The sequence below is a fragment of the Streptomyces sp. NPDC006476 genome (assembly GCF_040612015.1).
GTDB classification, from domain to species: Bacteria; Actinomycetota; Actinomycetes; order Streptomycetales; family Streptomycetaceae; genus Streptomyces; species Streptomyces griseorubiginosus_B.
This window is the reverse complement of record NZ_JBEXPK010000098.1, coordinates 1-25,281: the sequence shown is the minus strand read 5'-3', so window position 1 is coordinate 25,281 and position 25,281 is coordinate 1. Positions and strand designations below refer to the sequence as shown.

Annotated in this window: 19 protein-coding genes and 4 pseudogenes; 10 read left to right on the top strand and 13 right to left on the bottom strand. The window is 67.8% G+C overall.

Translation table 11 applies throughout. The annotated features are described in order from the left end of the window. A pseudogene (locus ABZZ74_RS47285) lies at nucleotides 1-275 on the bottom strand (amino acid transporter); the annotation flags it as partial. A gap of 190 nt (nucleotides 276-465) precedes the next feature. Here ABZZ74_RS47285 and ABZZ74_RS47280 point away from each other — a divergent pair. The 4 genes from ABZZ74_RS47280 (at nucleotide 466) to ABZZ74_RS47265 (ending at nucleotide 4,984) form a co-directional block, all read left to right on the top strand. Next, nucleotides 466-1,161 (top strand): FCD domain-containing protein, encoded by a 696-nt coding sequence (locus ABZZ74_RS47280; RefSeq protein ID WP_356950308.1) that lies wholly within the window; start codon nucleotides 466-468, stop codon nucleotides 1,159-1,161. 64 nt (nucleotides 1,162-1,225) lie between these two features. Continuing rightward, nucleotides 1,226-2,668: an APC family permease gene (locus ABZZ74_RS47275; RefSeq protein ID WP_356950307.1), complete on the top strand. Its 1,443-nt coding sequence runs from the start codon at nucleotides 1,226-1,228 to the stop codon at nucleotides 2,666-2,668. A gap of 71 nt (nucleotides 2,669-2,739) precedes the next feature. Continuing rightward, entirely contained in the window at nucleotides 2,740-4,053 is a 1,314-nt protein-coding gene (locus ABZZ74_RS47270; protein ID WP_356950306.1) for a Gfo/Idh/MocA family oxidoreductase, read from the top strand. A 79-nt stretch (nucleotides 4,054-4,132) separates the two neighbouring features. Continuing rightward, the gene (locus ABZZ74_RS47265) at nucleotides 4,133-4,984 is read left to right on the top strand and encodes a MarR family transcriptional regulator (protein ID WP_356950305.1); all 852 of its coding nucleotides are present in this window, start codon (nucleotides 4,133-4,135) and stop codon (nucleotides 4,982-4,984) included. Nucleotides 4,985-5,125: 141 nt separating this feature from the next. On the opposite strand, the gene ABZZ74_RS47260 is transcribed toward ABZZ74_RS47265, so the two are convergent. The 10 genes from ABZZ74_RS47260 to ABZZ74_RS47215 form a co-directional block, all read right to left on the bottom strand. Next, complete coding sequence (locus tag ABZZ74_RS47260; protein ID WP_356950304.1) at nucleotides 5,126-6,184, bottom strand: M12 family metallopeptidase; 1,059 nt, start codon at nucleotides 6,182-6,184, stop codon at nucleotides 5,126-5,128. A gap of 233 nt (nucleotides 6,185-6,417) precedes the next feature. Beyond that, the gene (locus ABZZ74_RS47255) at nucleotides 6,418-7,071 is read right to left on the bottom strand and encodes a methyltransferase domain-containing protein (RefSeq protein ID WP_356950303.1); all 654 of its coding nucleotides are present in this window, start codon (nucleotides 7,069-7,071) and stop codon (nucleotides 6,418-6,420) included. A gap of 45 nt (nucleotides 7,072-7,116) precedes the next feature. Beyond that, complete coding sequence (locus tag ABZZ74_RS47250) at nucleotides 7,117-8,955, bottom strand: glycoside hydrolase family 15 protein (RefSeq protein WP_356950302.1); 1,839 nt, start codon at nucleotides 8,953-8,955, stop codon at nucleotides 7,117-7,119. A 47-nt stretch (nucleotides 8,956-9,002) separates the two neighbouring features. Further along, nucleotides 9,003-10,658 (bottom strand): thiamine pyrophosphate-dependent enzyme, encoded by a 1,656-nt coding sequence (locus ABZZ74_RS47245; protein ID WP_356950301.1) that lies wholly within the window; start codon nucleotides 10,656-10,658, stop codon nucleotides 9,003-9,005. Nucleotides 10,659-10,678: 20 nt separating this feature from the next. Then, on the bottom strand, nucleotides 10,679-11,494 hold the full coding sequence (locus tag ABZZ74_RS47240; RefSeq protein WP_356950300.1) for an MBL fold metallo-hydrolase: 816 nt from the start codon (nucleotides 11,492-11,494) through the stop codon (nucleotides 10,679-10,681). Nucleotides 11,495-11,520: 26 nt separating this feature from the next. After that, complete coding sequence (locus tag ABZZ74_RS47235) at nucleotides 11,521-12,516, bottom strand: TIM barrel protein (protein ID WP_356950299.1); 996 nt, start codon at nucleotides 12,514-12,516, stop codon at nucleotides 11,521-11,523. A gap of 2 nt (nucleotides 12,517-12,518) precedes the next feature. Continuing rightward, complete coding sequence (iolE, locus tag ABZZ74_RS47230; RefSeq protein WP_356950298.1) at nucleotides 12,519-13,433, bottom strand: myo-inosose-2 dehydratase; 915 nt, start codon at nucleotides 13,431-13,433, stop codon at nucleotides 12,519-12,521. Then, nucleotides 13,430-13,954, bottom strand: coding sequence for a hypothetical protein (locus tag ABZZ74_RS47225; RefSeq protein ID WP_356950297.1), 525 nt, complete (start codon nucleotides 13,952-13,954; stop codon nucleotides 13,430-13,432). Before ABZZ74_RS47225 ends, iolE begins: the two co-directional genes overlap by 4 nt. After that, on the bottom strand, nucleotides 13,954-15,063 hold the full coding sequence (locus tag ABZZ74_RS47220; RefSeq protein WP_356950296.1) for a ferritin-like protein: 1,110 nt from the start codon (nucleotides 15,061-15,063) through the stop codon (nucleotides 13,954-13,956). The genes ABZZ74_RS47225 and ABZZ74_RS47220 overlap by 1 nt, the downstream gene beginning before the upstream one ends. Next, a complete protein-coding gene (locus ABZZ74_RS47215; protein ID WP_356950295.1) occupies nucleotides 15,060-16,988 on the bottom strand; it encodes a GMC family oxidoreductase in 1,929 nt (642 codons plus the stop codon). The genes ABZZ74_RS47220 and ABZZ74_RS47215 overlap by 4 nt, the downstream gene beginning before the upstream one ends. 179 nt (nucleotides 16,989-17,167) lie before the next feature. On the opposite strand from ABZZ74_RS47215, the gene ABZZ74_RS47210 reads away from it, so the two are divergent. Further along, on the top strand, nucleotides 17,168-17,350 hold the full coding sequence (locus ABZZ74_RS47210; RefSeq protein WP_356950294.1) for a hypothetical protein: 183 nt from the start codon (nucleotides 17,168-17,170) through the stop codon (nucleotides 17,348-17,350). Nucleotides 17,351-17,831: 481 nt separating this feature from the next. Beyond that, nucleotides 17,832-21,221: an ATP-binding protein gene (locus ABZZ74_RS47205; RefSeq protein ID WP_356950293.1), complete on the top strand. Its 3,390-nt coding sequence runs from the start codon at nucleotides 17,832-17,834 to the stop codon at nucleotides 21,219-21,221. 1 nt (nucleotide 21,222) lies between these two features. On the opposite strand, the gene ABZZ74_RS47200 is transcribed toward ABZZ74_RS47205, so the two are convergent. Continuing rightward, the gene (locus tag ABZZ74_RS47200; RefSeq protein ID WP_356950292.1) at nucleotides 21,223-21,948 is read right to left on the bottom strand and encodes an SDR family oxidoreductase; all 726 of its coding nucleotides are present in this window, start codon (nucleotides 21,946-21,948) and stop codon (nucleotides 21,223-21,225) included. Nucleotides 21,949-22,031: 83 nt separating this feature from the next. Between ABZZ74_RS47200 and ABZZ74_RS47195 the strand changes: the two genes are divergently transcribed. From ABZZ74_RS47195 to ABZZ74_RS47185, 3 genes and pseudogenes are all read left to right on the top strand, one after another. Beyond that, on the top strand, nucleotides 22,032-22,952 hold the full coding sequence (locus ABZZ74_RS47195; RefSeq protein WP_356950291.1) for a LysR family transcriptional regulator: 921 nt from the start codon (nucleotides 22,032-22,034) through the stop codon (nucleotides 22,950-22,952). Nucleotides 22,953-22,987: 35 nt separating this feature from the next. After that, nucleotides 22,988-23,966, top strand: a pseudogene (locus ABZZ74_RS47190) (aldo/keto reductase). A gap of 74 nt (nucleotides 23,967-24,040) precedes the next feature. Next, nucleotides 24,041-24,742, top strand: coding sequence for a Clp protease N-terminal domain-containing protein (locus ABZZ74_RS47185; RefSeq protein ID WP_356950290.1), 702 nt, complete (start codon nucleotides 24,041-24,043; stop codon nucleotides 24,740-24,742). Between the two features lie 86 nt (nucleotides 24,743-24,828). On the opposite strand, the pseudogene ABZZ74_RS47180 reads toward ABZZ74_RS47185, so the two are convergent. After that, nucleotides 24,829-24,987 (bottom strand): annotated as a pseudogene (locus ABZZ74_RS47180) (RICIN domain-containing protein); the annotation flags it as partial. A gap of 103 nt (nucleotides 24,988-25,090) precedes the next feature. Here ABZZ74_RS47180 and ABZZ74_RS47175 point away from each other — a divergent pair. Further along, a pseudogene (locus ABZZ74_RS47175) lies at nucleotides 25,091-25,281 on the top strand (beta-galactosidase trimerization domain-containing protein); the annotation flags it as partial.

The window sequence follows — 25,281 nt, the reverse complement described above, 5'->3', positions numbered from 1 at the left end:
CCCAGCGCCCGGTCGGCGTAGGCGGAGAACGAGCCCGAGGTGGGGTTGGCCGCTGCCATCTCGCCCAGCATGCGCATCACGAGGACGACGAGGACGCCGACGAGCGCGTACGAGACGAGGATGCCGGGGCCGGCGGCGGCGATGCCGGAGCCGGAGCCGACGAAGAGGCCGGCGCCGATGACACCGCCGATGGCGATCATCGACAGGTGCCGGTTCTTGAGCCCCGGCTTCAGGCCGGGTTCGGTGGGAGGACTCTGGGTGAGCGTTGAGGTCATCGCGACATCCATGAGAGGAGTGGGGACGGTGACCGGGAAATTAGTTCAGTACGATCCAAAAGAACAAGTCTTGTTTAACTGTTCATCGTGCTCTATTTTACGTGCAACGCGGAGCCGCTACGTCCGTAGGAGCCCCATGCACATCTCACGCGGGCCGTGACCCCGCTCAGCAGGCGGTTAAGGTGACGTCGTGGCCAAGACAGCGGGGAAGTTCGTCTCCGGGGTGCTCGACGTCCGCGCCCTGCCCGGCAGAGGACAGACCGGATCGGAACTCGTCCGCTCACGGATCGCCCTGCGGGTGCGCCTGAGGTCCGAGACACCGGGAGACCGGCTGCCCGACGTCGGCGTCCTGGCCGAGGAACTCGGCATCGGTGAGATCACCGTCCGCCGGGCCCTGGAGGGCATGTGCCAGGACGGTCTGCTGGACCGTCGGCGCGGCAGGGCCGGCGGCACCTTCGTCGCCCAGGACTGGGACACCGTCGTGGCCGTGATGCACGACCCCGACGAGGCGGCCTCACTGGACGCCGTCCACGCGCTGCTGGAATGCGGTCTCGTCTCCCACGCCGTGGGCGAGGTGCCGCAGGACCGGCTCGACGGGCTGCGGGCAGTGACCGACGAACTGGACCGGACCGACGCACCGGACCACCTGCTCGAACTGGAGACCCGCTTCCACCTCGACCTCGCCGAGGCGCTCGGGGGCCCCGGCATCCGCGAGTTCGCCGCCGACCTGCTCGGCCGCCAGTGCCTGCTGCTGCCCGCCCCGACCCCCGACGTCGTACGGGCACGCAACCGCCACCACTCCGACCTGCTCGACGAACTCGCCCGCGGCGCCATGGCCCCCGCGGTGGCCGCGGTCAAGGCCCACCGCAACGCCGGAACGACCTGACGCCCGCCCAAGCCCCCGACACCGAAACCGCCACCGCACCGACCCCTTACGAGGAGCCACCGTCATGCCCGACACCGAAACCGCCGGCCCGCCCCAGCGGCTGCGCGGCGGCGTGCTCGGCATGGCGGACATCGCCGCCGCCACCATGGCCAACGTCGGCCCGGCCATGAGCTTCTTCTTCGGCTTCGCCTTCCTCGCCACCACCGCGGGCGTCGCCTCCCCGCTGACCATCCTCACCGCCGGCGTGGCCGTCGCGCTGCTGGGCAACACCCTCGCCCAGTTCTCCCGGGCGCACCCCTCGGCGGGCAGCTTCATCACCTTCGTCGGCAAGACCTTCGGCCCCGTCAGCGCCGTGACCACCGCCCTGCTGGCCGGCCTCGGCTACATCATCGCCATGGCCTCCGTGATCGCCATCTCGGGCGGCTTCGTGCAGATCACGCTGCACCACTACACCGGCGTCGACATCCCCTGGATCATCTGGACCCTGCTGCTGACCGGCGCGTCGGTGGTGCTGATGCTGCGCGGCATCGTCGTCTCCACCAAGTGGGCCGGCTACTTCTTCGCCGTGGAGATGCTGGTCCTCGTCGTGGTCTCGGTCGCGGCCCTCGTCGAACACCGCGGCAACCTGTCCGCCGCGCCGTTCCTGCCCGACCACATCCACCACGGCCTCAGGGGCCTGGCCGCCGGTTTCCCGCTCGCCGTGTACCTCTTCGTCGGCTGGGAGAACTCCGCGGCCCTGGCGGAGGAGACGGAGAACCCGCGGCGCAACGTCGGCCGCGCCGTGTTCTCCTCCGTGGGCATCATGACGGCGAGCTACATCCTCTTCTCCTACGCCACCGTCACCGGCTTCGACTACGACGTCCAGCGGCTCGGCGACTCGGCCATCCCCTTCATCGACGTCGCCCACGACACCCTCGGCGCACTGGCCTTCCTCGCCTACGTCGGCGGCCTGACCTCCACCCTCGGCGTACTCATCGCCGGCATCAACTCCCAGGCGCGGCTGGTGTTCAACGCCGGCCGCGAGGGACTGCTGCCGTCCTTCTTCGGCTACGTCCACCCCGTGCGCCGTACGCCGAACAACGCGATCGTCACCTTCGCCGTCACCGCCCTGCTGATCATCGGCGGCTGGGGCCTCGGCCATCTGCTCGGGGCCGACGGCGGTCCGATGGACCCCGTGGTCTTCTTCACCGAGTCCTCGACCCTGGGCACCATCCTGATCCTGGTGGTCTACCTGGCCTCCAACATCGCCCTGCCCTTCTACTACCGGCGCTACCGCCCGCAGGAGTTCCGCACCGTCCGCCACCTGGTGCTGCCGGCGCTCGGCGCCCTGGCGATCCTGGTGCCGCTCTACTACCTGGCCAAGCCCGGCCAGCCCGCCCCGTACAACTGGTTCCCGGTCGCGGCCCTCGCGGCCCTGCTCCTCGCCGTCGGCTACGCGACCCTCCTGGTCCGCCGAGACCCGGGCCTGGCCGAACGGGTCGGCTCCGTCGTCGCCGACGTGGAGTGAGGCCTACGAAGGCAGGACCCCGTCAGCCGCACCCGGCCCTCCCGGGCCGCACGACACCTTATGGAGAGCCCATGCCTTCCGACACCGCACGCCGCCGCTGCGCCGTGGTGGGACTGGGCGCCCGCGCCCGGCTCTTCACCGCGGCACTCGCCGGTCCCTACGCGGACCGCGTCGAGCTGGTCGGCTTCTGCGATGTCAACCCGCACCGCATGGCCGTCCACAACGAGTGGATCGGCGCCTCGGTCCCCGCCTACACGGCCGAGGACTTCACCGAGATGCTGCGCCGCGAACGCGTCGACCTCGTCGTCGTGTGCACCGTGGACCGCACCCACGACCACTACATCGTGCAGGCCCTGGAGGCGGGCTGCGACGTGGTCACCGAGAAACCCATGACGACGGACGCCGACCGCGCCCGCCGCATCCTCGACGCCCAGCGGCGCACCGGCCGCGAGGTGCGGGTCGCGTTCAACTACCGCTACAACCCGGTGCACGCGGCGGTCCGCGAGACCATCGCGGCCGGCGAGATCGGCGAGATCGGCTCCGTCCACTTCGAATGGCTCCTCGACCTGCGCCACGGCGCCGACTACTTCCGCCGCTGGCACCGCGAGAAGGCCAACTCCGGCGGCCTGATGGTGCACAAGGCCACCCACCACTTCGACCTGGTCAACTGGTGGCTGGGCACCGAACCCGAGACCGTGTACGCGCAGGGCGGGCTCTTCTTCTACGGCGACGAGGCGGGCCGGCGACGGGGTCTTGCCCGTGACTACACGCGGGCCCACGGCGCCCCCTCGGCACAGGACGACCCCTTCGCCGTACACCTGGCGGACTCTCCGCTGCTCACCGCCCTGTACCTGGACGCGGAGGCCGCGGACGGCTACCGGCGCGACCAGAACGTCTTCGGGCCGGGGGTGACGATCGAGGACGACATGGCGGTGCTGGTGCGCTACGAGTCCGGGGCCACGCTCACCTACCACCTCACCGCGTACGCCCCCTGGGAGGGGTACCGCATCTCCTTCAACGGCAGCGAGGGGCGCCTTGAGCTTCTGGTCGAGGAGTCCACCTGGACACGCTCGGAGGTGCAGGTCCGGCGCGACACCGCCGTACTGCACGGGGACGCGGTGGGTGACACGGCCGGGCGCACGGAACTGACCCTGCGGCGCTTCTGGGAGCCGCCGCGCGAGATCACGGTCCACACCGGCGAAGGGGGACACGGCGGAGGGGACGCCCGGATGCTCGCCAATCTCTTCGGTGAGCGCCAGGCCGACCCGCTCGGTCGGGCGGCCGACGCCGTCGACGGGGCGCGCTCCCTGGTGACCGGGCTGGCCGCGAACCGGTCCTTCGAGTCGGGCGGTCCGGTACGGACCCGGGACCTGCTCGACATCTGACCTTCCTCGGTTCGCTCACCGATGAGTTTCGTTGTGCCGGAAGGTCCATCCCGGCACAACGAGACGAATGGAGAATCCGATGATCAAGGCGCACTCGCATGCGACGACCGACATCGCCCGCCGCATGTTCGAGCTCCTGGAGCCGATCTGCCTGGTCACCTTCTTCGCCGACGAGTGCAACGAGGAACTGGCCGCACTCGGCCACCGCACCTACTGGGACGGCTACTTCGCCAGCCGCGCCGCGCCGCTGGGGCGGGTACCGGCCCAGGTCGTGCACGCGGCCTTCTACAACTTCGCCGACGGCGAGGCGGCCCGGCACATCCCCAGCGCGTGGGAGACGATCCCGCCCGAGGCGTCCGTCGCCGCTCGGGAGCGAGGCAGCGCGGCCTCGCTACGACGCATCCTGGGCGAGGAACTCGCCGGCTCCCCGGGCCTGCTGCGCGCCGCCGACCTGACCACCAAGGCCGCGACGAGCGCCCCCACCGAGGGCCGGGTCATGTACGCCGGGATGCGCACCCTGCCCGTGCCGAGCGACCCGGTCGCCCGGCTGTGGCACTCCGCGACCATGCTGCGCGAGCACCGCGGCGACGGGCACATCGCCGCCCTCGTCGGCGCCCGCATCGGTGGCACGGAGGCCCATATCCTCTCCGCGCTGGAGCAGGGCATCCACCCGCCGGAGTCGTTCGGGCGGGTCCATCACCTGCCGAAGGAGCGGCTGGCCGCGGTCATGGACGGCTTGCGGATGCGGGGGCTCGTCGACACCGACGGCCGGTTCACCGACGCCGGCCGCGCCACCAAGCAACGCATCGAAGCCCTCACCGACGAGCTCGCCGCCCCGCCCTACGAGGCCCTGTCCCCCGCCGAGCTCGACGAACTCATCGCCGCGCTCGAGCCCATCACGGCGACGCTGACGGCCGCGGGATCGCGGTGACAGGCAGACAGTCGGGTCACCACCTCTCCGAGCGGACGGTACGGATCCGGTCGCAGCCGCGGACACGGTCATCATCGCGGCGCTCAGCGCGCCCGTGGGCCGCCCAGACCGGGCCCCTGTCACCGTTCTCGCTTCGCCCACTCACCAGTACATCAGCGCGATCGAGCCGCTGCCCCAGCTGGAGTACTGGCGGGCCCGCGCAACATAGCGGTGGTCCTTCACGAGCTTGACGTCCAGGCGTCCGTTGCGGTCCTGTCCGCTGTCGTCGTCGGCCGTCACGTACCGCAGACCGTCGGCGGTCTCCTCGAACAGGGCCAGGACGACGTCGCTGTGCCCGAACGTACCGACCTGATAGCTCCGGGTCTCCGGCGGAACGATCTCGAAGTCCGCCTGACCTCCCGTGGCGAGCTGCAGCGGGGCGGACTGGAACGGCTCGAGTCTCGTCGGGCGGGCTGCCAGCGTCGGGTACCACTGGAGCACACGCTCCTTGTCCGTGGCGGACAGGGCCAGTGCCTCCGGGATGCCCTGGCGGTAGGCCTCCGGACGCACGATGAGTCCGGGTCCGAAGCTGTACTCCATGATGGAGTCCGGATCCCACGTGGAACCTGTCACCTCGTTCTGCGACAGCTTGCGCAGGATGTTGTTGAACGTCACCTCGTGCGGCCAGTTGTTGGGCGGTCCACCGAGGTCCGCGTAGACCTTCTCGTCGTTCCAGACGATGCCGGCGAACGGGTTCTGGTGTTCATGGGCGAAGCCGATCGCGTGCCCGATCTCGTGCAGCGCGGTGGCCTTGCCGTACGGAGTGGTCAGGTCCCAGCCGAACGTCATGGTCGGCTCGGTGGTGCCGATGCCCAGGTTGTCCCGGCCGACGTACGAGGCGGACCCCTCGCTCTCCCGGAACAGGACACGGATCTCGGAGTCACCGGGATCGGACACTTCCTGGAAGTCCAGACCGACGCCGAGGGACTTCCAGACCTGGAAGGCGTGCCGGACCTCGTCCAGTTGCTCCGGGCCTCCGATGTCACCGCCCTGGTCGAGGAAGGCGTAGTGCAGCACGGTGCCGTTGATCCACTTGGCCCGCGACAGGAGTATGGCCCTCGAACGGTTCGGGCTCAGGTCAGGACGCAACTCGGGCTGCGTCTGCGGTGGTTGGTTGCAGTAGCGGGGCACGGTTGTCCCGCTGTCGGCCGGCGCGGTCATGGTGTCTCCTCCGACGCGTGTCCGCCACCATGAGGGCGAGCGCATGCCCAGCCGTCGGCCGGCGGTCGGGCGAAGGAGGAAGAGGTCGGCGGCGTGACGTTGATCGCCACCACGGTGTCGCAGAACTGGTGGAATGCCCGACCTGATGATTCCAGCATCTTTCTCAGCAGGTCATTCTGCAAGTCGGTGACGACCCGTGAGTTCGGGGCCGGAGGTGTGCAGAGCGAGCCTCCTCAGACCCTTGCGGGTTTGCGGGCCAGCAGACAGGCGTGCGGTCTCTTCACCCGTCCCTCGGGCTCCTGCTCCAGCCGCGCGGTGACGACGAGTCCGGCCTGCCTCATCAGGTCGACGATGCGGTCCAGGGGCAGGAGGTACGACTCGTAGGACACCGGACGGCCATAGCCCTGGGTCGGCTGCAGCCGTTCGTCGCCGACATGGCCTCCCCACAACAGGTGGCCGCCGGGCGCGAGCGTGCGGTGGAACTCGGCGAACACCGCCGGAAGCCACTGCGGGGGCGTGTGGTGGGTGGAGTACCAGGCCAGGATGCCGCCGAGCTCGTCGCCCTTCAGCTCCAGCGAGGTCATCGAGCCCGTGGTGAACCGCAGGTTGGGATAGGCGAAGCGGGCCAGTTCGATCATCTTCGGCGACAGATCGATGCCGAAGGCGGACACCCCCAGCCCCGCCAGGTGCGCCGTCACCCGGCCGGGGCCGCACCCCAGGTCCGCGACCGGTCCCAGATCGGCCGTCCGTACGAGTTCGGCGAACCCCGCCAGCATCGCGCGAGACAACGGGTCCATCTCGGTGGGAAGCGGGACGCGCTCGACGTAGTCGGCGGCGACCGTGTCGTAGGACTCGCGCACGGCCGTGAGGAAGGAGGGCTCGGTCATGCGGGCGACCCTAGACCACGGCACTGACAGTCGTGTCGTAGTTGCCTACTGCCCGCCGAGCACCCCGTCGAGGGTGAGCGCCGCGTCGATGAGCGCGAGGTGCGTGAACGCCTGGGGGAAGTTGCCCAGTTGACGGCCCGTCGGGTCGATCTCCTCCGAGTACAGGCCCAGATGGTTGGCGTATCCCATCATCTTTTCGAAGACCAGCCGCGCCTTGTCCGCCCTCCCCGCACGGGCCAGGGCGTCGACGTACATGAATGTGCACAGTGAGAAGGTGCCCTCGGAACCGCGCAGACCGTCGGGAGATGCTTCCGGGTTGTAGCGGTAGACGAGGCTGTCGCTGACGAGTTCGCGCTCGAAGGCGTCCAGGGTCGATGCCCAGATAGGATCCTCGGGGCTGAGGAACCCTACGGTCGCCATGCGCAGCAGCGAGGAGTCCAGTACGTCACTGCCGTAGTGCTGGACGAAGGCCTGCCGCTCCTCGTTCCACCCCTTGGCCATGACCTGTTCGTAGGCGGCGTCGCGCTCCGTCTGCCACCGCCCGGCCGCCGACGGCCAGCCCTTCGACTCGGCGAGGCGCAGGGCACGGTCGAAGGCCACCCACGACATGACCCGGCCGTAGGTGAAGTCCTGGCGCCCGCCGCGGGTCTCCCAGATGCCCTCCTCCGCCTGGTCCCAGTGGTTGGCCAGCCAGTCCAGGTTGGCGCGCATCGCGGTCCATCCGGCGTGGCCTATCTGGAATCCGCGCTGGTGCGCGAAGTAGATGCTGTCCAGTGCCTCGCCGTAGATGTCCAGCTGGAGCTGTGTCGCGGCGCCGTTGCCGATGCGTACCGGCCGGGAGCCCGCGTAGCCCTCCCAGTGGTCGAGGATCTGCTCGTTGAGGTCGCTGGAGCCGTCGACCTTGTACATGACGTTGAGCGGGCCCGTGCCCCCGCCGCTGCCGGCCTGCTCCTTGACCCGGTCGGTCAGCCATCCGATGAACGCCTGAGCCTCCTCCGTGAAGCCCAGCCCCAGCAGGGCGTACACGGAGAAGGAGGCGTCCCGGATCCAGGTGAAGCGGTAGTCCCAGTTGCGTTCGCCGCCCAGTTGCTCGGGAAGAGCCGCCGTCGGAGCGGCCACCACCGCGCCACTGGGAGCGAAGGTCATGAGCTTCAGCGTGATCGCGGATCGCTCCACCATCTCGCGCCAGCGCCCGGTGTAGCGCGACTGTGCCATCCAGGAGCGCCAGAACGCCACGGTCTCGTCGAAGAGCCGTTCGTACGCGTCCAGGCGGACCTCGGTGGGCGGTCCGCCGGCGCCCATCTCCAGCACCAGCCCACGCTGTTGACCGGCCTTCAGCGTGAGGGAGAGCCGCAGGTCGCCGCCCTGGTCCGTGAGCAAGTCGGCCAGCCGGTCGTCCCCGGGTTCACGGATGGGGTGCACGGTGAGCTCCGTGCCGTCTTCCCCGGCGAAGACCGCTCCGTGCTGGGAGATGTGCACCTCGTGCTTGCTGCGTCCGTAGTCGAACCGTGGGGCGATCTCCACCTCGAACGTCATGCTGCCGCGCACACAGCGGACCAGACGCACCAGGCGGTGGCGGGCGGTGACCGTCGTACCGGTCACGGGCATGAAGTCGACCACCTCACCGGCGCCCGCCTCGGTGATGAACCGGGTCACCAGGACAGCCGTGGCGGGCAGGTACAACTGCTTGACCGTGTGCGTCCGATGCGCCGGCCGGACCGTGCAGTGGCCGCCCTCCTCCCGGTCCAGCAGCGCCCCGAAGACGCTCGGCGAGTCGAACCGCGGGGTGCAGAACCAGTCGACCACGCCGTCGGTGGACACCAGCGCGGCTGTCTGCAGATCGCCGATGAGACCGTGGTTCTCGATCAGTGGGTAGCTGTCCATGGGGACGCCCCTTTCGAGCGGGTTTCCTCCCGCTCCTTTTCGCCCTGCTACGGGTTCTTCCACTTCGCGTTGTCGGGGATCGTCTTTTCGGGCACGCGCACCTGGATGACGGACGGGCCGCTCGTATACTCCTGTGCACCGCGCACGGCGTCCCTCAGCTCTCCGTAGGTGCCGACTTCCCACCCCCGGCACCCGAAGACCTCCGCCAGCTTGCTGTAATTCCAGCGGTGCAGCTCGCACGGCTTGTAGAACGGCCTGTCGGAGTGGTAGACCCCCGCATCGGCGAGCCACTGCTCCACGGCGTAGACGCCGTTGTCGATGACGAAGATGATCGGATCGAGGCCGAACCGGGCCTGCGTCGAAAGGCATTGGGCGGTCATCTGGAAGCCGCCGTCACCCGAGAAGACGATCACCTTCTGGTCGGGACCCTTGGCCAGGCAGATACCCGTGGCGGCGGCCCCGCTGTAGCCGATCGCCGAGTAGGACGACTGGACGACGAACCCTCCTGGGTTCGGCACATCGAGCAGCAGGCTTCCGAAGTAGTTCATGCTGGCGTCGGCACCGACGATGGTGTTCCTGTCGATGTACTGCTGGATGTAGTCGTAGAAACCCTGGTACGTGATGACATCCGTCTCCCCCACCACCGGTGCGCTGCGGGCCGGCATGTCCGGGACCTTCCGCACTTTGGGCGTGATCTTCTCGGCCAGGATGCCGTCGACGAGGTGCTCCAGGGCGACCTGTCCGCCGAAGAAGGTTCCGAACTTGACGGCGTCGAACGAGGCGAACGCGGTCTTGTCGTAGTCCGGGGCCCACCCCAACGAGTTGATGTCTGTCAGCCACACCCCGAGGGCCAGGATGAAGTCCGCCGTGCCGGCGAGGTCCGTCACGGCCGTCGCTGACGCCTGGCCGTCGAGGACGCCGACGAACAGCTCATCGTCTTCGGAAAGGACGGACTTGCTCAGGAGTTCCGTGACGAACGGGATGTTGAGTTGCTGGATCAGACTCATGGCCTTGTCCTGAAGACCGAGCCGGTCGATCTCCACCCCCAGCCAGATGAGCGGGTTCTCGGCGTTTTCGAGCTGTGCGCAGATCTGTGCGACCGACTGCTCCAGGCTGGTCTCGTCCGACAGGATCCTGGCGGGCTTCAGCAGACCCCTCGGCGCCTCGCACTCCAAGTCGACCATGTCCTGGAGCAACTCGATATAGATCGGGCGCCGTTCGCTGATGCACCGGGTGAGTGCGTAGTCGATCAGCGTGGGGGCGAGATCGGGGTTGTCGATCCGTATGGCCGCGACCGTCAGGTGCTCGAAGGACTGAAGATCCGTCTCGCGTCCGCTGATGAAGTGATGTGCGCTGAAGCCGGTCTGTTCGAAGACGATGGTCTTCTTCACGCTCGGTGTGCCGTTGATCAGTACGAGCGGCACCTTCTCCACATAGGCGCCGGCGACAGCGTTCACGGCACACAACGCGCCCGCGGAGTAGGTGACGCACAGGGCGCCGATCCCCTTCAGCCTCGCGTAACCGTCCGCCGCGTAACCGGCGTTCACCTCGTTGACTTCCTCGACGATCTCAATGCCGTTCGGCGCGACATACCGGTTCAACCATTCGATCGAATAGTCGCCCGCGATGGCGAACAGGTGGTCCAGCCCGAGTTGGCGGAGCCGGTCCACCAGGTACTGCCCTACCGTGCATCCCTCGGTCATGGTGGAAGCACCTCCCGTGATCAGTAGTCGCTCGCGCCGGCGAAGAGTCGGGGCATGTAGATGTCGAAGATCCCCGGGCACTTGCGTTCGGGATACCGCTGCAGCAGGAAGCTCTTGAAGGCGTCGCCCGTCAGCCCGTCGCCGATCGCCTGCCGAGCGGCGGACAGGTACTCGACGTTGCGGGCGACTTCGTTCTTGTCCGCCGGCAGGCCGTGGCCCGGCATGAACAACTCGTACTCCGACACCAGCATTTCCTGCAGGACCCGGATCCAGTGACCCATGTGTTTCGTCAGATACAGATGGGTGCCGCTGTAGATCAGGTCCTGGGTGAAGTACGCGCCCACGTCAGGAAGCCTGATGGTGAGGTGGTAGTCGATTTCGGTGTCCGTCACCCGGTCGAAGACATACCTCACCCCGTCGATCGTCTCTTCGCCGGGACTGGCGACCTGCTTGGGAACGACTACGCGCTCCGGGGCCAGATCACCGAGTTTCCAGTGGTCACTTATCGAGTCCTCCCCGTGATCCTGGATGAAGGTCATGGTCTCGGACAGGGCATGGACCGTGATGTCGGCGAACGCGGTTCCCAGACCGAACCAGTGGTCAGGGTGCCGGTGAGAGACATACAGCCGCTCGATGGGTTTGCCCAGGCTGTCCGCGTAGTCCCTGAACGCCCTCGCATACGGGACGAGGAACTGCGCGTCGACGAGAACCAGCTGGTTCGGGGTTTCGATGATGTGGGTGGCGTTCGCGATGTTGTTGTCTTCGAAGGACGCGACGACGGTGTGAATACGGACATCGCCTGTCTGCTTCACGACCATGATGACGGGATCTGACATCTGAGCCGGCATGCGAGGCCTCCGGGTTATACGGTCTGCGTCCGCAGTTCGTCCAGCGCGGCCCTGGCGACGTCGTAAGCACTGTCCCTGCCGGGCACCGCTTCGTCCTCGCCGGGTCGCCAGAAACGCCGGCGTGCCATGCGCATGGAGCTGTCGAACGGCGGGATGGCGTTGAACACTTCGATCAGGTACGGCCCGCGATAGACTGGTTGGATCTCGTCCGAGATGATGTTCCAGGGGATCCAGCTGTCCTTCACCGCGCCCCGGTCGGGTGCGGATATATGGACGTAGTAGAGCCGGTCCTGCCGTACCGCCCGCGCGACGTTCTCCTTCAACACCGACGGGCCCTGACTTTCCATCACGACCTGCGCGGTGTCTATCGTCACGCCACCCTGCGAGTGTTCGAGGCCTTCGAGGAAGTCCAGTACCTCGGAGACCATGTTGGGCGGCGGCGTCTCCCAGCTCTTGACGGGCTCGACGGCCAGCTTCACCTCTCGCGCCGCGGCGTACTCCACCAGTTCCTCGAAGACGGAGCGCGCCGCGTCGTACCGCGGTTTCATCCAGTCCTGCAGGGCGTCGCTCCAGATCGGCTCGTCGGAGTCCGTGACCGGAAAGACCCCGTAGGGGTATATGAACGGTCCGGACATGATCGAGTCCCCGCCGAGGCCCCTGGTGATCTCGACGCGTGACTTGAGGTAGGACAGCGCCTGCCGACGCTGCTCCTCATAAGGCGACGTCGGGTCGAAGGTCCGCGTGGTCCCGACGTTGGTGGTGAACTTCGCCTCCCCCAGTCCTGCCCGCTCGAACGCCTTCTTGAGGCCCAGGTAGCTGTCGACCTCGAGCTTGTGATCGACGGTCGTGGGCTGGGCCGCGATATGCACGTCGAAGCCGTCGTAGCCCATGTCGGTCAGGGCCTTGAGGTGGTTGACCAGTGTGCGGGTGTACCGCGTGTCCTGTGGCCGCAGATCGGCCGTGAACATGAAGAAGCTGAAGAACACGTCCCGTCCGAGTGTCGCGTTCATGGTCACCACCCCAGGACATCGGCGAGGTATGCGCGGGCCTTCTTGGCGTACTCGAGCGGGACGGCCCTGTTCGGATCCTGCTCCGCCTCCACGACCAGCCACCCCTGGTAGTGCGCGTCGGCCAGGACTTCGAGGATGGGCCGGAAGTCGATCGCACCGTCTCCGGGCACGGTGAACACGCCGAGCTGGATGGCTTCCTGGAACGACAGGCCTTCCTCACGTACCCGGCTGACCACCTCGGGCCGGACGCTCTTCAGGTGCACGTGTCCGATGCGGTCGGCGTACGCCCGGGCCAGCTCCAGCGGATCGTCGCCGGCGAAGGCCATGTGTCCCGTGTCGAGCAGCAGGTGGACCAGGTGCGGATCGGTCGAGGCCATCAACCGGTCGATGTCGGCCCGGTTCATGACTCCCGTGCCCATGTGGTGGTGATAACTGAGCTTCATCCCGGCCGAGTCGGCGATCCTGCCGAGCTCGTTCAGGCCCGAGGTCAAGGCGTCCCACTGGGCGTCCGTGAAGACCGGCCGGTTGGCGAACACATCCACCGGCAGCAGGTGCGAGGAGGCGCCGAACTCAGCCACGACCAGCTCGGTTCCGCCCAGCGCCCTGATACGGGCCAGGGTTTCCTCGAAGGCGGAGATCGTCTTCTGCCGCATATTGCCGATCGTGAAATAGGTGCTCGTCCAGGGCTCGGACACGCTCAGGCCGCGCAGATCGAGGGCTGCCTTGAGCTCGTCGGCGTCCGACGGGTACTTGTGTCCGATGCTGCAGCCCTGGAAGCCGGCGAGGGCCATCTCGCTCACGGCCTGGCCGAAGGAGATACCGACGTCGATGGTGGGGAAGTCATCGTTCCACCACAGGGTGCAGCAGACACCGAGCTTCACCTTGTCCGGGCTGAGGCCGTCAGCCACATCCGTCATCTCATCGCCCCTTTCAGGTAACGCTCCGCGATACGGGGCGGTTTGGCCCAGGACCCGTATCCGGGTGCCTTGGCCCCCGGAGGATTGGCCCCGATGGCCCGCCACAGCAGCCCCTCCTGGTAGGAGGCGGCGGTGACCGTGGACGTCCCCACCGCCGTACCGGCCCCGTAGCGGTCGGTCCACTCGGGCGGCAGCGCGTACCACATCCCGGCGTACCAGAGCTTGATGATGTTGCGCGCCACCGGCCCGAGGCGGTCGTCACTGAAGATGCGGTGGCGCAGAGCCCGGTCCAGCAGGTCGCGGTCGAGTGGGGTTCGGGTGGGACTTCCGGCGTCACCGGCCGCATCCGTCCGGGCTGCCCGGTGGGCCGCCAGGAGGCCGGTCAGGGCCTCGTCACCGCAGGCGGCCCGCACCTTCGCCAGGTACTTGTGGGCCATGCCGGTGCCGAGCAGATCGGTGGCCTCGAAGGCGGTGAGGTCGACCGAGAGGCAGAGGAAGTCCTCGAACGGCGGGGCGGTCATCACGTCACCACCCGGGGTGTCTCGCCGGCACCCGCTGAGGCCAGCGGATCCGGTCCGGTCTCGGCCGGAATCTCGAAGGTGGGAGCGGCGTGCAGGCCGCCGCTACCCGGCAGGGGGTTGCAGATCAGGCGGTTGAACCCGTCGCGCAGGCGGAACATCTCGCAGACGGCATCCTGCAACAGCTCCGGCTGTCCGTTGAACGCCTTGGTGAGCAGGGCGAGGAAGGCCGCGTAGTCGGCGTTGAAGTCACGGGCGACGCGGGCGAGTTCCGATCCCGCCGGGTAGTCGGCCAGCCGGGCGCTCGTCTTCACCTTGTACACGTCGTCCCAGTCGATGCGCAGCGCGGGCCCCGAAGGCGCGTCAGGGGAGTCGCCCGCCTGGTAGTAGCGCCCGAGCTGGAGCTGCCGGAACCGGTAGTAGTGGGCCAACTCCCCGTCCGCGTCGTAGATACCCGAGTCCAGGCCCTCGCCCTGTGCGGCGATGAAGCGCAGTGCCCGCTGGGCCGACTCCACGTCGGAGACGACGATCACGTCTCCGCCGCCGGAGTAGAAGTACTCGGGCCCCATCTGCCGGGCCGGATCCCCGCGGAAGAGCGTGGGGTCGTCGGCCGCCACCTTTTCGAGCCCTTCGATGATCTCCTCGTAGAACTCGCCGATGCTGTAGAAGCGCATGCCCTCGGTCGTGGGGCTGGAGACCATGAGCGGAGTCCTGTCGTCGGGTGTCTTCACCAGCCGCTCGTCGGCGCTGGGAGCCCTGCCCGGTCGCTCGATCTTGCAGAACGTTTCCACCGCTTCGGGAGAGAAGTGCCGTAGGTCGACGGTGAAGTCGCTCTCCCCGTCCGGCAGGTAGGCCGGATAGGACGGCACGAAGCCGGGTCGGGTCAGGTCGGGCTCCCCGCCGATGGCATTCAGGACGTTGGCGACGAGGGTCAGGTGCAGCATCTCCTCCACCGCGGCGACCCGGATGATGTGGGCGGCGTCGGAGTTGGTGGTGGAGCGTATGGAGTAGTACGCGGTCAGGTACGTCGGGATGGTCCCGTGCTCCAGCGCCATCGCCGCGTTCAGGTAGCGGATCAGGTCGTCACGGTTCTCGATGGTCGACGCGATCACCTGGACACCTCCCCTGAGAGGGACGCCGCGTGGTGCCGATCGGCGGAAATGTCGATCGGTGCGGTCTCGGAGTCGAGTTGGGCCAGCATGGCCCGGACGCTGCGCAGGCACAGGGCGGCGACGGTGAGCGTCACGTTCGACGTGCCCACCGTGGGCATGCTGCCCCCGCCGACCATGTAGAGGTTCTCGTAGTCCCAGCACCGCTGATCCGAGTCGACCACCGAGGTCGAGGGGTCGCGGCCCATCACATGCGTGCCGGCGAGGTGGTTGCCCCCGCGCAGTTCGTACCCCTCGCCGTCGTGGACGGCGTAGCCCCAGAAGTTCGGGTTGTACACGGTGTGGTCCTCGGCCCCCAGGCGCGCGAAGATCCGCTTCGACAACTGGCGGGCGTACGCCACCCCCCGCATCGTGTACTCGGGGATGTCGTAGGTGAGGACGGGCCGCATGTTCCCGAGCTTGTCGGTGAAGTCCGGACTCACCGTGATCCGATTGCTCGGGTTGGCGGGGACCTCGACCATGAACGCCAGCTGAAGCTGACGGGACACCTTGTCCACCAGCGCCTGGCGGAGGGACTCGCCGTAGCGTCCGCCGGAGTCCACCAGGCCGATCAGGTCGGTCATCGGCGCGCCCCGGGCCCATCCCCAGCCGTCATTGTGGATGTCGATGGTGAAGGCCGCCTGGCGGCTGCGGAAGCGGCCGCCGCGCAGGTCGGCGATGCCGCCCGTGCAGATCGTGCCCCGGAAGGTACCGGCCACCTCCGGCAGCAGGCCCCACGCCAACAGGTAGGCGTGGTCCATGAAGTTGCGCCCCATCATCCCGCTCGAACCATGCAGCCCGGAGGCCAGCATCAGCCGGGGGTTCTCCACGGCATTGGCGGCCAGGACGAACAGCCGGCCGCGGGCCCTCACGGTGTTGAAGCCGGGACTGTCGGGCCGGTCGTAGTGCCGGTACTCGATCTCGGTCACCCGGCGCGTGCGCTCGTCGACGTGCACCTTGTGAGCCACCGCCTGCGCCACCAGGTCTACGCGCCCGCTCTGGAGGGCCAGGGCGAGGGTTTTGCCGGCGTTGTACTTGGCCTGCACCGGGCAGATGGGCACGCAGTTGTCGTTGCCCTGACACCGCTCGCCGACCTCGACCTGGTACGCGCTGACCGCGCCGGTCGGCACATATCCCTTCCCGCCGTCGTAGGCCGGGTTCGGTATGCCGTTCCGGCCCTGTGGGAACGGGCGGACCCGAAGCTCCCGTTCCTCCCCGTCGAGTTCGACCGGCATCCCGTCGAGGTCCTTGGCGACCGTCCGGTCCAGGTAGGACAGGGGCAGCCCCTTCATGGGGAACACGTAGCCCTCGTCGAAGGTGATCCCGAGGTAGGCCTGGTCCTCCACGTCGGCGGAGACGCCGATCTCGCGTTCGGCCTCGTTGTAGTACGGGGCGAGGTCCTCGTAGGTGAGCGGCCAGTCCTCCCCCTCGCCGTAGAGCGTGCGCATGCGGAAGTCCTCCGGCAGCATCCGCAGCGTCTTGCCCTCCCAGTGCATGGTGGTGCCGCCGAGGACCCTGGTGTAGGTCGTGTCGGTGGCAAAGGGGCCGCTCTGGACGATGTAGCCCGAGGCGTCGGGCGCACCCGGCGTGATACGCCGGACATCGGAGCCGCGGGGCATCGGGGCGTTCGGGACGACGGGATAGGGGGCCTGGTTGTCCTTGCCGATGGCCGAGTAGAACCGGTTCAGATAAGCCTCATAGCCCCTCAGGGTGAGGTCCTCGGCCGGGCCCGCTTCGAGCATCAGCACTCTCTTGCCGGCATTGCTCAGCCGCAAGGCGATCAGGGCGCCGGAGATCCCGCCGCCGACGACGACAGCGTCGTAGACGACCTCGGCCGCCGCCAGGGGGTCGGTGCGCTGGGCCGCGCCCTCGGGGAACTTCGCGTACATGAGGCAGTCACTCCTCCTCTGCCAGCCTCGGCCGGGACCGGGGTGTCAGGTGTGCGGGTGTGGCAGGCTCAGACCCTTCTGAACTCCCTGGTTACGCAACTCCGTTGTCCATGGAGCGGACCCGTCGGAACCGACCGGCGGTAGGCGCCCCGGGCACGCGTATGGAAAGGGATTCCGGCATGATCCAGCCGGATGAACGGCGCAAGAAGGCGCACATCGTTCACGGAAATTTCGATGATCAAGCTGCGAATTCGTATCGCTGCGGGCAACGCCTGGCGCGCAGACCACTGCCGCATCACCAACGATACGCGCGATCCATCATGATCGCCGATCGAGATGACCGGCAGGAGAGCACTCCTTGATCACTTTGGTCCCACCTGCGCCACCGAGGCCTGATGACCCATCAGAATCCTCTGCCGGCATGCTCACCGATGGCGGTCTCCGCCGGAGCGATGGTCATGTTGCGGTCCTGTCCACCAGTGCTTTCATGGAAACGAAGGCATACCTGCCAGCGGATATCGCGCTGTGGCAGCGGGGAGCCTGGAACGCATCCGCCCGCCCACAACGTGCTGCGCGGAGGGAGCGGACCTCATGCCCACCAAGGTCATCCGCCATCCGGAAGGCAAGGAGCGACCCCACAGCGCCCCCTGGTACACCCTGTATCCGAGACGGTGGTGGTCCCGGCTCTCAGGGGCGACGAGCAAGAAGTGGCGGACGTTCAGGACCGAGAGGGAAGCGCACAGGAGCATTGCGCCGAATCGGAGTTGGCGCCCCGGAGTGTCCTCACTCGGCCCACTGCTGCGGATATACGCCTTTGTCGGGACGGCCGTGGGTGTGGTTTGGGTGACAGTGGCCGTTTTCTCGTACGTGGAGCCGAAGCATCCCAATAAGAAATGGCTCGAGTCCGCATGGTTCGACGCCATCTCCCACATCGTCGGCCCCGTTCTCACCGGCTCCCTGCTCCTGGCCTTCTTCCTTCTGTACTGGTACCACAGGACCAAGAAGCCGCTCGTCGACAAGGCCCGCAACCATCCCCATGAACTGGTCCCCACAGCCGGAACCCTGGTCAACCGGATCGTCGGGCGCCGCGAACTGTCCCAGGTCATCGCCCAGACCCTTCGCAACCGGAAGACCAGGAAGCCCTATCTACTGGTGGGCGGCGTAGGCGTCGGCAAGACCGCCGTTCTGGTGGAACTCACTCGGATGCTCGCGCAGCAGTCCGCTGTTCCCGTGCCCATAAGACTGCGCGACATGAAAGAGGACGGTGAACTCGATTTCGAGCAAATGGCACGGCGCCGCTTCGAGGAAGAGACGGACCAAAGTGTGCTCGCCGGCAGCAACATCGACAAGACCTGGCGGCAGCTGAGGCTCGATGACAAAGTCGTCGTCATCGCCGACGGCCTGGAAGAGGCCCTCCTCGACGACAAGTTCCAGGAAGACCGCGACAACATCATCCGGCGGGCGATCGACCGCGCGGATCGCCAGAAGCTGCCGCTGGTCATCGCCTCGCGCCCGCACGCGCCGCTCGAGGGTACCCGGGCCGCGATCGCCGACATGGAGCCGTTGAGCGAGGAAGCGGCCCTGGAATACCTGATACGAGACTCCGGTGAGCTGGACGAACGGCGCCTCGACTGGGTGGTGGAGACCGCCGAGGTCGTGGACTCGCCGATCTATCTGCGGATCGCCCATCTGCTCCAGCAGCGCGGACTGCTGGAACACCTGACGCTCCGTGACGGACACCACCGCATGGACACACGCAGCAACGACCGCGCCACTCTCAGACTCGGGCTTCTGGACACCTACCGTCAGGCCATCGAAGACGGCCGCATTTTCGACAATCTGGTGATGGACCGCAGGGAGCGCCGGGAGACCATCTGGGTCGTGTCGGCACTGGCCTGCCTTGGACTGTTGCAGGACAGCCTCGAGGTGACGTTCGACGACTTCGTCAGTGCGCACGTGGACGACCTCTGTGAGCGCATGAAGTCCCAGGACGATCACAAGGTGACGGGCAACCACCAGGGGAACGGGATCCGGCTCTCCGTCTCCCCGGCTCAACGCGACGCGATATGGGGTGTGCTGAGTCGGAAGGTCGGCCGGTCGGAGCCTTGGCTCAACGTCCTGGAGTACCCCCACGAGTGTCGAACCGAGCTGGGGCGGTACATCGCCAACGGCCAACTCCTCGGACTGGTCTACGGCTGCGCCAACCGGGTTCGTTTCCCGCACAGCATCCTGCAGGCATATCTGGGTTACCGCCTGCTCAGAGAGCTGCAGGACGACGAGATCGACGCGGTCGTCGAACCGGCGCTGCACAGTCCCGGTCCGTCCCGGGAGCTCCTCATCGCATTGGTGCTGCTCTCACGTGACCGAGCGGATGCCCTCGCCCGGTCCGGCGGTGTGTCGCAGGCAGGTGCCCCTGCCCACAACAGCCGTGGTACGCCGCCGAAACTGGCCGAACTGCTCAGCAACGCCGCAGCGCACCGGCATGACGCGAAGTACTACGACCTGTATGCCGCAGCCTTCGAAATCGACTGTGCCGATCCCGTGGCCATGCAGGACAAGCTGGCTCAGGACCTCGACGCGCGATGGGCGGAGCTCACCATCAAGGGTGATCAGCGGACCATCGAGGAAGCGAAGTTGGGGCTGGTGCGCCACTTCGGAGCCGCTCTACGCGAACGGGAGCGGCGGAGCAAGGCAGGTCATGCGCTTCCAGGAATGGAGCCCGTGCAGCCGTGTCTTCCCTACAGACACCTCTTCCAAATCGGTACACATGAGCCCTCGTACGCTGTACGCATCGCGGTCGCACACCAGATAGCCGCCGGTGGCGATGCGGCATTCAAGGAGTTGCGCACGGAGTTCCCCCTTGGAAGCGACCCCGTAGCGCAGTACCTGGGCAGGATTCGTGAGGCCAAGGAGAAGCTCGACCACGACTACACCGCCTGGCTCAATGAAGAAGCCGCGAACCCTGCTTCAGACTCGATGGCGGCGGAGAAGAGACAGCGCAAGCTCGACTGGATCATGAATGAGTACGAGCGAAGCCGCATCGCGCTGTGGCGCCACTTCGCCCTGCGGGCCTGGCTCGTTCCCATGGTCGTGGGGTCTGTGTCCGAGAGGTACCGCGCCGAGGCCAAAGAGCGGCTGAACCTCTGGTTGCACAACCTCACCGCCCCGGCCGGCGGGCAGAATCCCCCCATGCCGCTGTCCTTGGAGAACGCTCTGGCCCAGGGCTTCAAGAACGCGGCGAACCGCCGGAGACGGCACCCGGACGCCCACGAAGAGACCCGGGGCTACCTGGTGAAGCAGGCGGAGAAGATGCTCACCCGCAGTCGGTACTGGTACGCGCAGTTGAGTCTGCTCCATGCGCTGTGTCTCTGGGAGCTCCCCGACACGGCCGGACGTACCACCACGTACAGTTCGGCGAACCTTCGCAAACACCATCCCCCATCGCCGCCGGCCGACGCCACGTCGGACGATGGGTCGACGTCCACCGGTCCCGAGGAACCCGTGCGGTCGGTCACCCGGTGGCTCGCCCTCGCAGGCAGCGCCCACCAGGCCCCGGCACCCCTCGACGCCACAGACGAGCGCCCGCCGGACAAGGTCCTCCACCCGTTCGTCGCCGAAGCCGGCGATCTGGTGACCCTGGCGTTGGAGACAGGACACCCCGAGCGGTTCATCTGGATCGACGAGAACGGAGCCACCGACAACGTCGGTTCCACTCCGGCCGATCCTGAGCACTACCGAAAGCACAACCTGTGGATCGCCCCGTCCGTCGGCTGGAGCATCCTGCACCCTCGAGCGCAACGCCTTCTCGCCGATGTGCTGGTCATGCTCAACCTCACCGAGGGCAACGGCACACCGGACGACATCGAGGAACGCCTGAAACTCGCGGACAAGGACACCCTGCCGTACTGCCTCACCCACGACCGCAGTCGACTGCATCCCGAACACAGTGTCGGCCGGGCAGAGAAGGACGACTGCGGCACCACATGCCTGTCCCCGTGCGAGTTCCGTCTGTGCCCCTATCCCCCTCAGACGGGGAACGCCCAGGCGGAGCTGGCGGAGCTGTTCTGCCGGCAGCAACAGACGCTGTTGCACAGCCGCTATCGCTGGCACCTGCCCGCCGTCAGCCGGCACACCGCGCCGTGGGTGAGCATCCCCGTCCGGGAACTGCACGCCTTCTGGGAGAAGATGGCCAACCGCAACCGCAAGACGGACGAGGACGAACACCGCTTCTGATTCACCAGGGGACGACTCCCCCGTCGTCGAAGAAGCCACCGCGCGGCCCGTCGTCCGGCAGGGTGGCGAGGTGGACGGCGATCGCGGCGCCCTGCTCGGGCGTACGGAGTCCGTTGAAGCCGGTGAAGTCGCTCGCCACGTAGCCGAGGCAGCAGGCGTTCACGATGACGGGCGTGTCGGCGAGTCGGCGGGCGTACTGTGTCGTGAGGCTGTTGAGCATCGACTTCGACGGTGCGTACGCGGCCATGACCGGACCGGTCCGCAACGTCAACGAGCCCATGTTGCTTGACACGTTGACGATGCGCGGCGCGCTCGCGCGGCTGAGCATCGGGAGCATCGCGTTGGTCACCCGGACCACGCCGAACACGTTGGTGTCCAGGACCGTGCGGACGACGTCGAGGTCAAGGGTGGTGGGATCCTGCGCACCGCCGTCGGTCCGGCCAGAGATGCCCGCGTTGTTGACGAGTACGTCCAGCCGCCCCGCTGTCTGCTCGATCGTCTTGGCCGCCGCGGCGACGCTGTCGTCCGAGGTGACGTCGAGGGCGACCCCGAACGCGTCGACGCCGACGGCCCGCAGTCGTTCGACGGCGTCCTCGCGCCTGGAATCGTCGCGAGCCCCCACCGCGACTGTGAAGCCGATCGCCCCGAGCCCTTGTGCGATGGCGAAACCAATTCCCTTGTTCGCGCCGGTGACCAGCGCGGTCTTCGTGTCGTTCACGCCAACCATGCTCGGTGGACCGGGCGTTGGCGGTCCAATATCGCATTGGTCCGTTGTGATACTCGCCGGGTATCAGTCGGTAGGCTGCTCGGGTGGACGATCTCGAGACCCGCGAGCTGCGGTACTTCGTCGCCGTGGCCGAGGAACTGCACTTCGGCCGTGCCGCCGATCGACTCGGGATCGCACAACCGCCGCTCTCGCGCGCCATCCGCCAGCTGGAGCGGCGACTCGGCGTCCAGCTACTCGACCGGAACCGCCGTGGTGTGGCCCTCACCGATGCCGGCCGGGTGCTGCTCCGGGAGGCCGGTACGGCCCTCGACGCGGTCGCGGCCGCCGCGCGTCGGACGCGGCGGGCCGGAGATCCGAGGCGACCGCTGGTGCTGGCGACGAAGGCCGGGGCCTCCCACGAGCTGCTGCAGCAGCTGCTCGACACGGTGGAGCGCGAACCCGACGCGCCACCGGTCGAGGTCCTGCTGTGCGAGGTGGGCGAGCAGGCACGGCTGCTGCGCGACGGACAAGCGGACGTGGCGCTCATGCATCGTCCGTACGACGATCTCGCCGGGTTCGACACCGAGGACCTGTACGTCGAAGGCCAGGTCGCGATCGTGCCCGCGGGGCATCCGCTCGCCTCCCGGGACAAGCTCACCCTGGCGGAGGTCAGCCATGTGCCGGACCTGCCGATCGCTCGATGGCCGCGGCTGGACGGGTCGTACCCGGAAGGGGCCGGGCCGGAGGTACGAACCCAGTCGAAGCTCGCCCAACTCGTGGCGCTCGGCAAGACGTTGCTGGTGATTCCCGCCTCCAGCCGTGCCTGGCAGTGGCCCCAGCACGTCGCGGTGCCCGTCGTCGACGCGCCGGACGTCACGACGGTGCTCGCATGGCCGTCGAGCAGCCGCTCACTGGCGGTCGCGTCACTGGTCCGTTCGGCGGCCGGACTCCGCGGCGGCGCGTTGTCCTCGCCCCAGCGGTCGGGAAATCCCCTTGGAGACGTGGGGCGCGCCACGCCACCATGATCCCGCATCACCAACCGCACGAGAGGGAACGGTGGATGAGGCGGAATCGGCTCGGGCAGAGCAGCGTGCACATCACGGAGCTCGGCTTCGGGGGCGGCCCGCTCGGCGGACTCTTCGCACCGCTGGACGACGAGACCGCCGCGGAAGCCCTCGAGGCGGCGTGGGACAGCGGGATCCGCTACTACGACACTTCTCCGCACTACGGCATCGGGCACTCCGAGCGCCGTATCGGCGGTCTGTTGCGGGACAGGCCGCGCGAGGAGTGGACGCTGTCGACGAAGGTGGGCAGGCTGCTGGTGCCGCAGGATCCGGCGGGCCGGATGGACGAGAGCTTCGCGGTTCCCGCCACGCACCGTCGGGTGTGGGACTTCACGCGGGACGGTGTGCTGCGCAGCGTCGAGGACTCGCTGGAGCGGATGGGCGTCGACCGCGTCGACGTGCTGTTCCTGCATGACGCGGAAGAGCGGTTCGAGGACGCCTTGCGTGAGGGGTACCCGGCCCTGGCCGAACTGCGGGCCCAGGGGATGGTGGGTGCGATCGGCGCGGGGATGTACCACCCCGGCAAACTGACGCGGCTGGTCAAGGAGTCGGACGTCGACGTGGTGATGCTCTCGGGCCGTTACACGTTGCTGGACCACAGTGCCCTCGACGACCTGCTGCCCGCCTGTACCGAGCGGGGTGTCTCGGTGATCGCGGCGTCGATCTTCAACTCCGGCCTTCTGGCGACCGCCCGGCCCGCAGAGGGAGCCACCTTCGACTACGTGCCCGCCGAGCGGGAGATGGTCGAGCGGGCGCATCGTATGGCCGATGTCTGCGAGGCGCATGGCGTGACGCTGCCGGACGCTGGCGTTCCCGCTCCGCCACCCAGCCGTCGCGGGGGTCGTCGTCGGCATGCGTACGGCGGACGAGGTACGGCGCAACGTCGCGGCGTTCGGGGTCGAGATCCCGGCGCAGGTCTGGGCCGACCTGCGCGGCGAAGGTCTCTTGGACGAGCGCGCCCCGGTGCGGGCCTGACGATCCGGCACACGCCGGAAACCGAGCGTCAATTACAAGTTGACGGTAGGACATCGTCAACTTAAGATTGACGCATGAGCCCACTCGACATCAGCCTGGCCGACCTGATCGCCCGGCTAGACGAGGAACTTCCCGAAGCCAGCGAACTGGCACGCATCAGCGAGGCACGACTTCGTGCCCAGACGCTGTCCGACCTCGGTGACCAGCTCATCGACCACTACGTCAGCAAGGCCAAGCAGACCGGCGCCTCATGGACCGAGATCGGCGACGCCATCGGGGTCTCCAAGCAGGCTGCCCAGCAACGCCACACACCCGCCGCCTTCGAGCGGTTCACCAACCTCAACCGGCACAGCATCGTGCTGGCACAGGAGGCCGCCCGAACGCACAAGCATGACTTCATCGGCACCGAACACATGCTGCTCGGCCTGCTCGGCGAGCCGCGCGGCCTGGCATACCAGGTGCTCGTGGCGACCGAGTCGGAGCAGCGCGTCCGCGACGCAATCCGGGAAGCGTTGCCGCCCGCCGGGAAAAAGGCGCCGCGGGGTCACATCGCGTTCCGGCCGGAGAGCAAGAAGGCCATCGAGGAGGCCCATCGCGCGTCAGCCGCCCTCGGTCACGACTGGGTCGGCACCGAACACACGCTGCTGGGCCTGATCCGGGTGGAGGAGGGCCTGGCCGCGCAGATCCTGTGCGATCTCGGCTTCACCTCGGACGAGTTGCACGAGACGGTCAGGAACAAGATCGCCGAACGGCTCGCCGCGCGCGGCAACCAGTGACCGCGCGCCAGCCGCCGGGCATCGCATGAGGACGGGCTCGCCGGATCACCGGCGAGCCCGTCTGGCCAACTGCTGACTGTGGCACGTCAGTTGACCCGGACGATCTTCCACAGCTGGTCGTCGACGCTGACGTCGTTCCACTGGATGACGGAGGCGCCGTTGGCGGTGGAGGACTGGGCGACGCTGGCAACGAGACCGCTGCCCACGTTGACGAGCTTGTAGTAGCCTCCGCCCGCGCTCGTCAGTGCCAGGTTGCTGCCGGCGTTGGAGACGGTGTAGGTGGCGCCGTCGTTGATGCCGCCGCCCAGGTCGATGGTGCTGTAGGTGACCGGGTTCAGTGAACTGCCGGTCGTCCAACTGGGTTCAGATCTGCGGGCGCTGGCGGAGGTCCGCGGTGCGGTCGGCACCGCCGAAGTCGCGATCGTCTGGGACTGGAACGCCCGCTGGGCGCTGGAACTCCCCTCCCAGCCGAGCGCCGAACTCCACTTCCAGGACCTGGTGCGGGCCTGGTACGAGCCGCTGTGGCGGGCGGGCGTGGC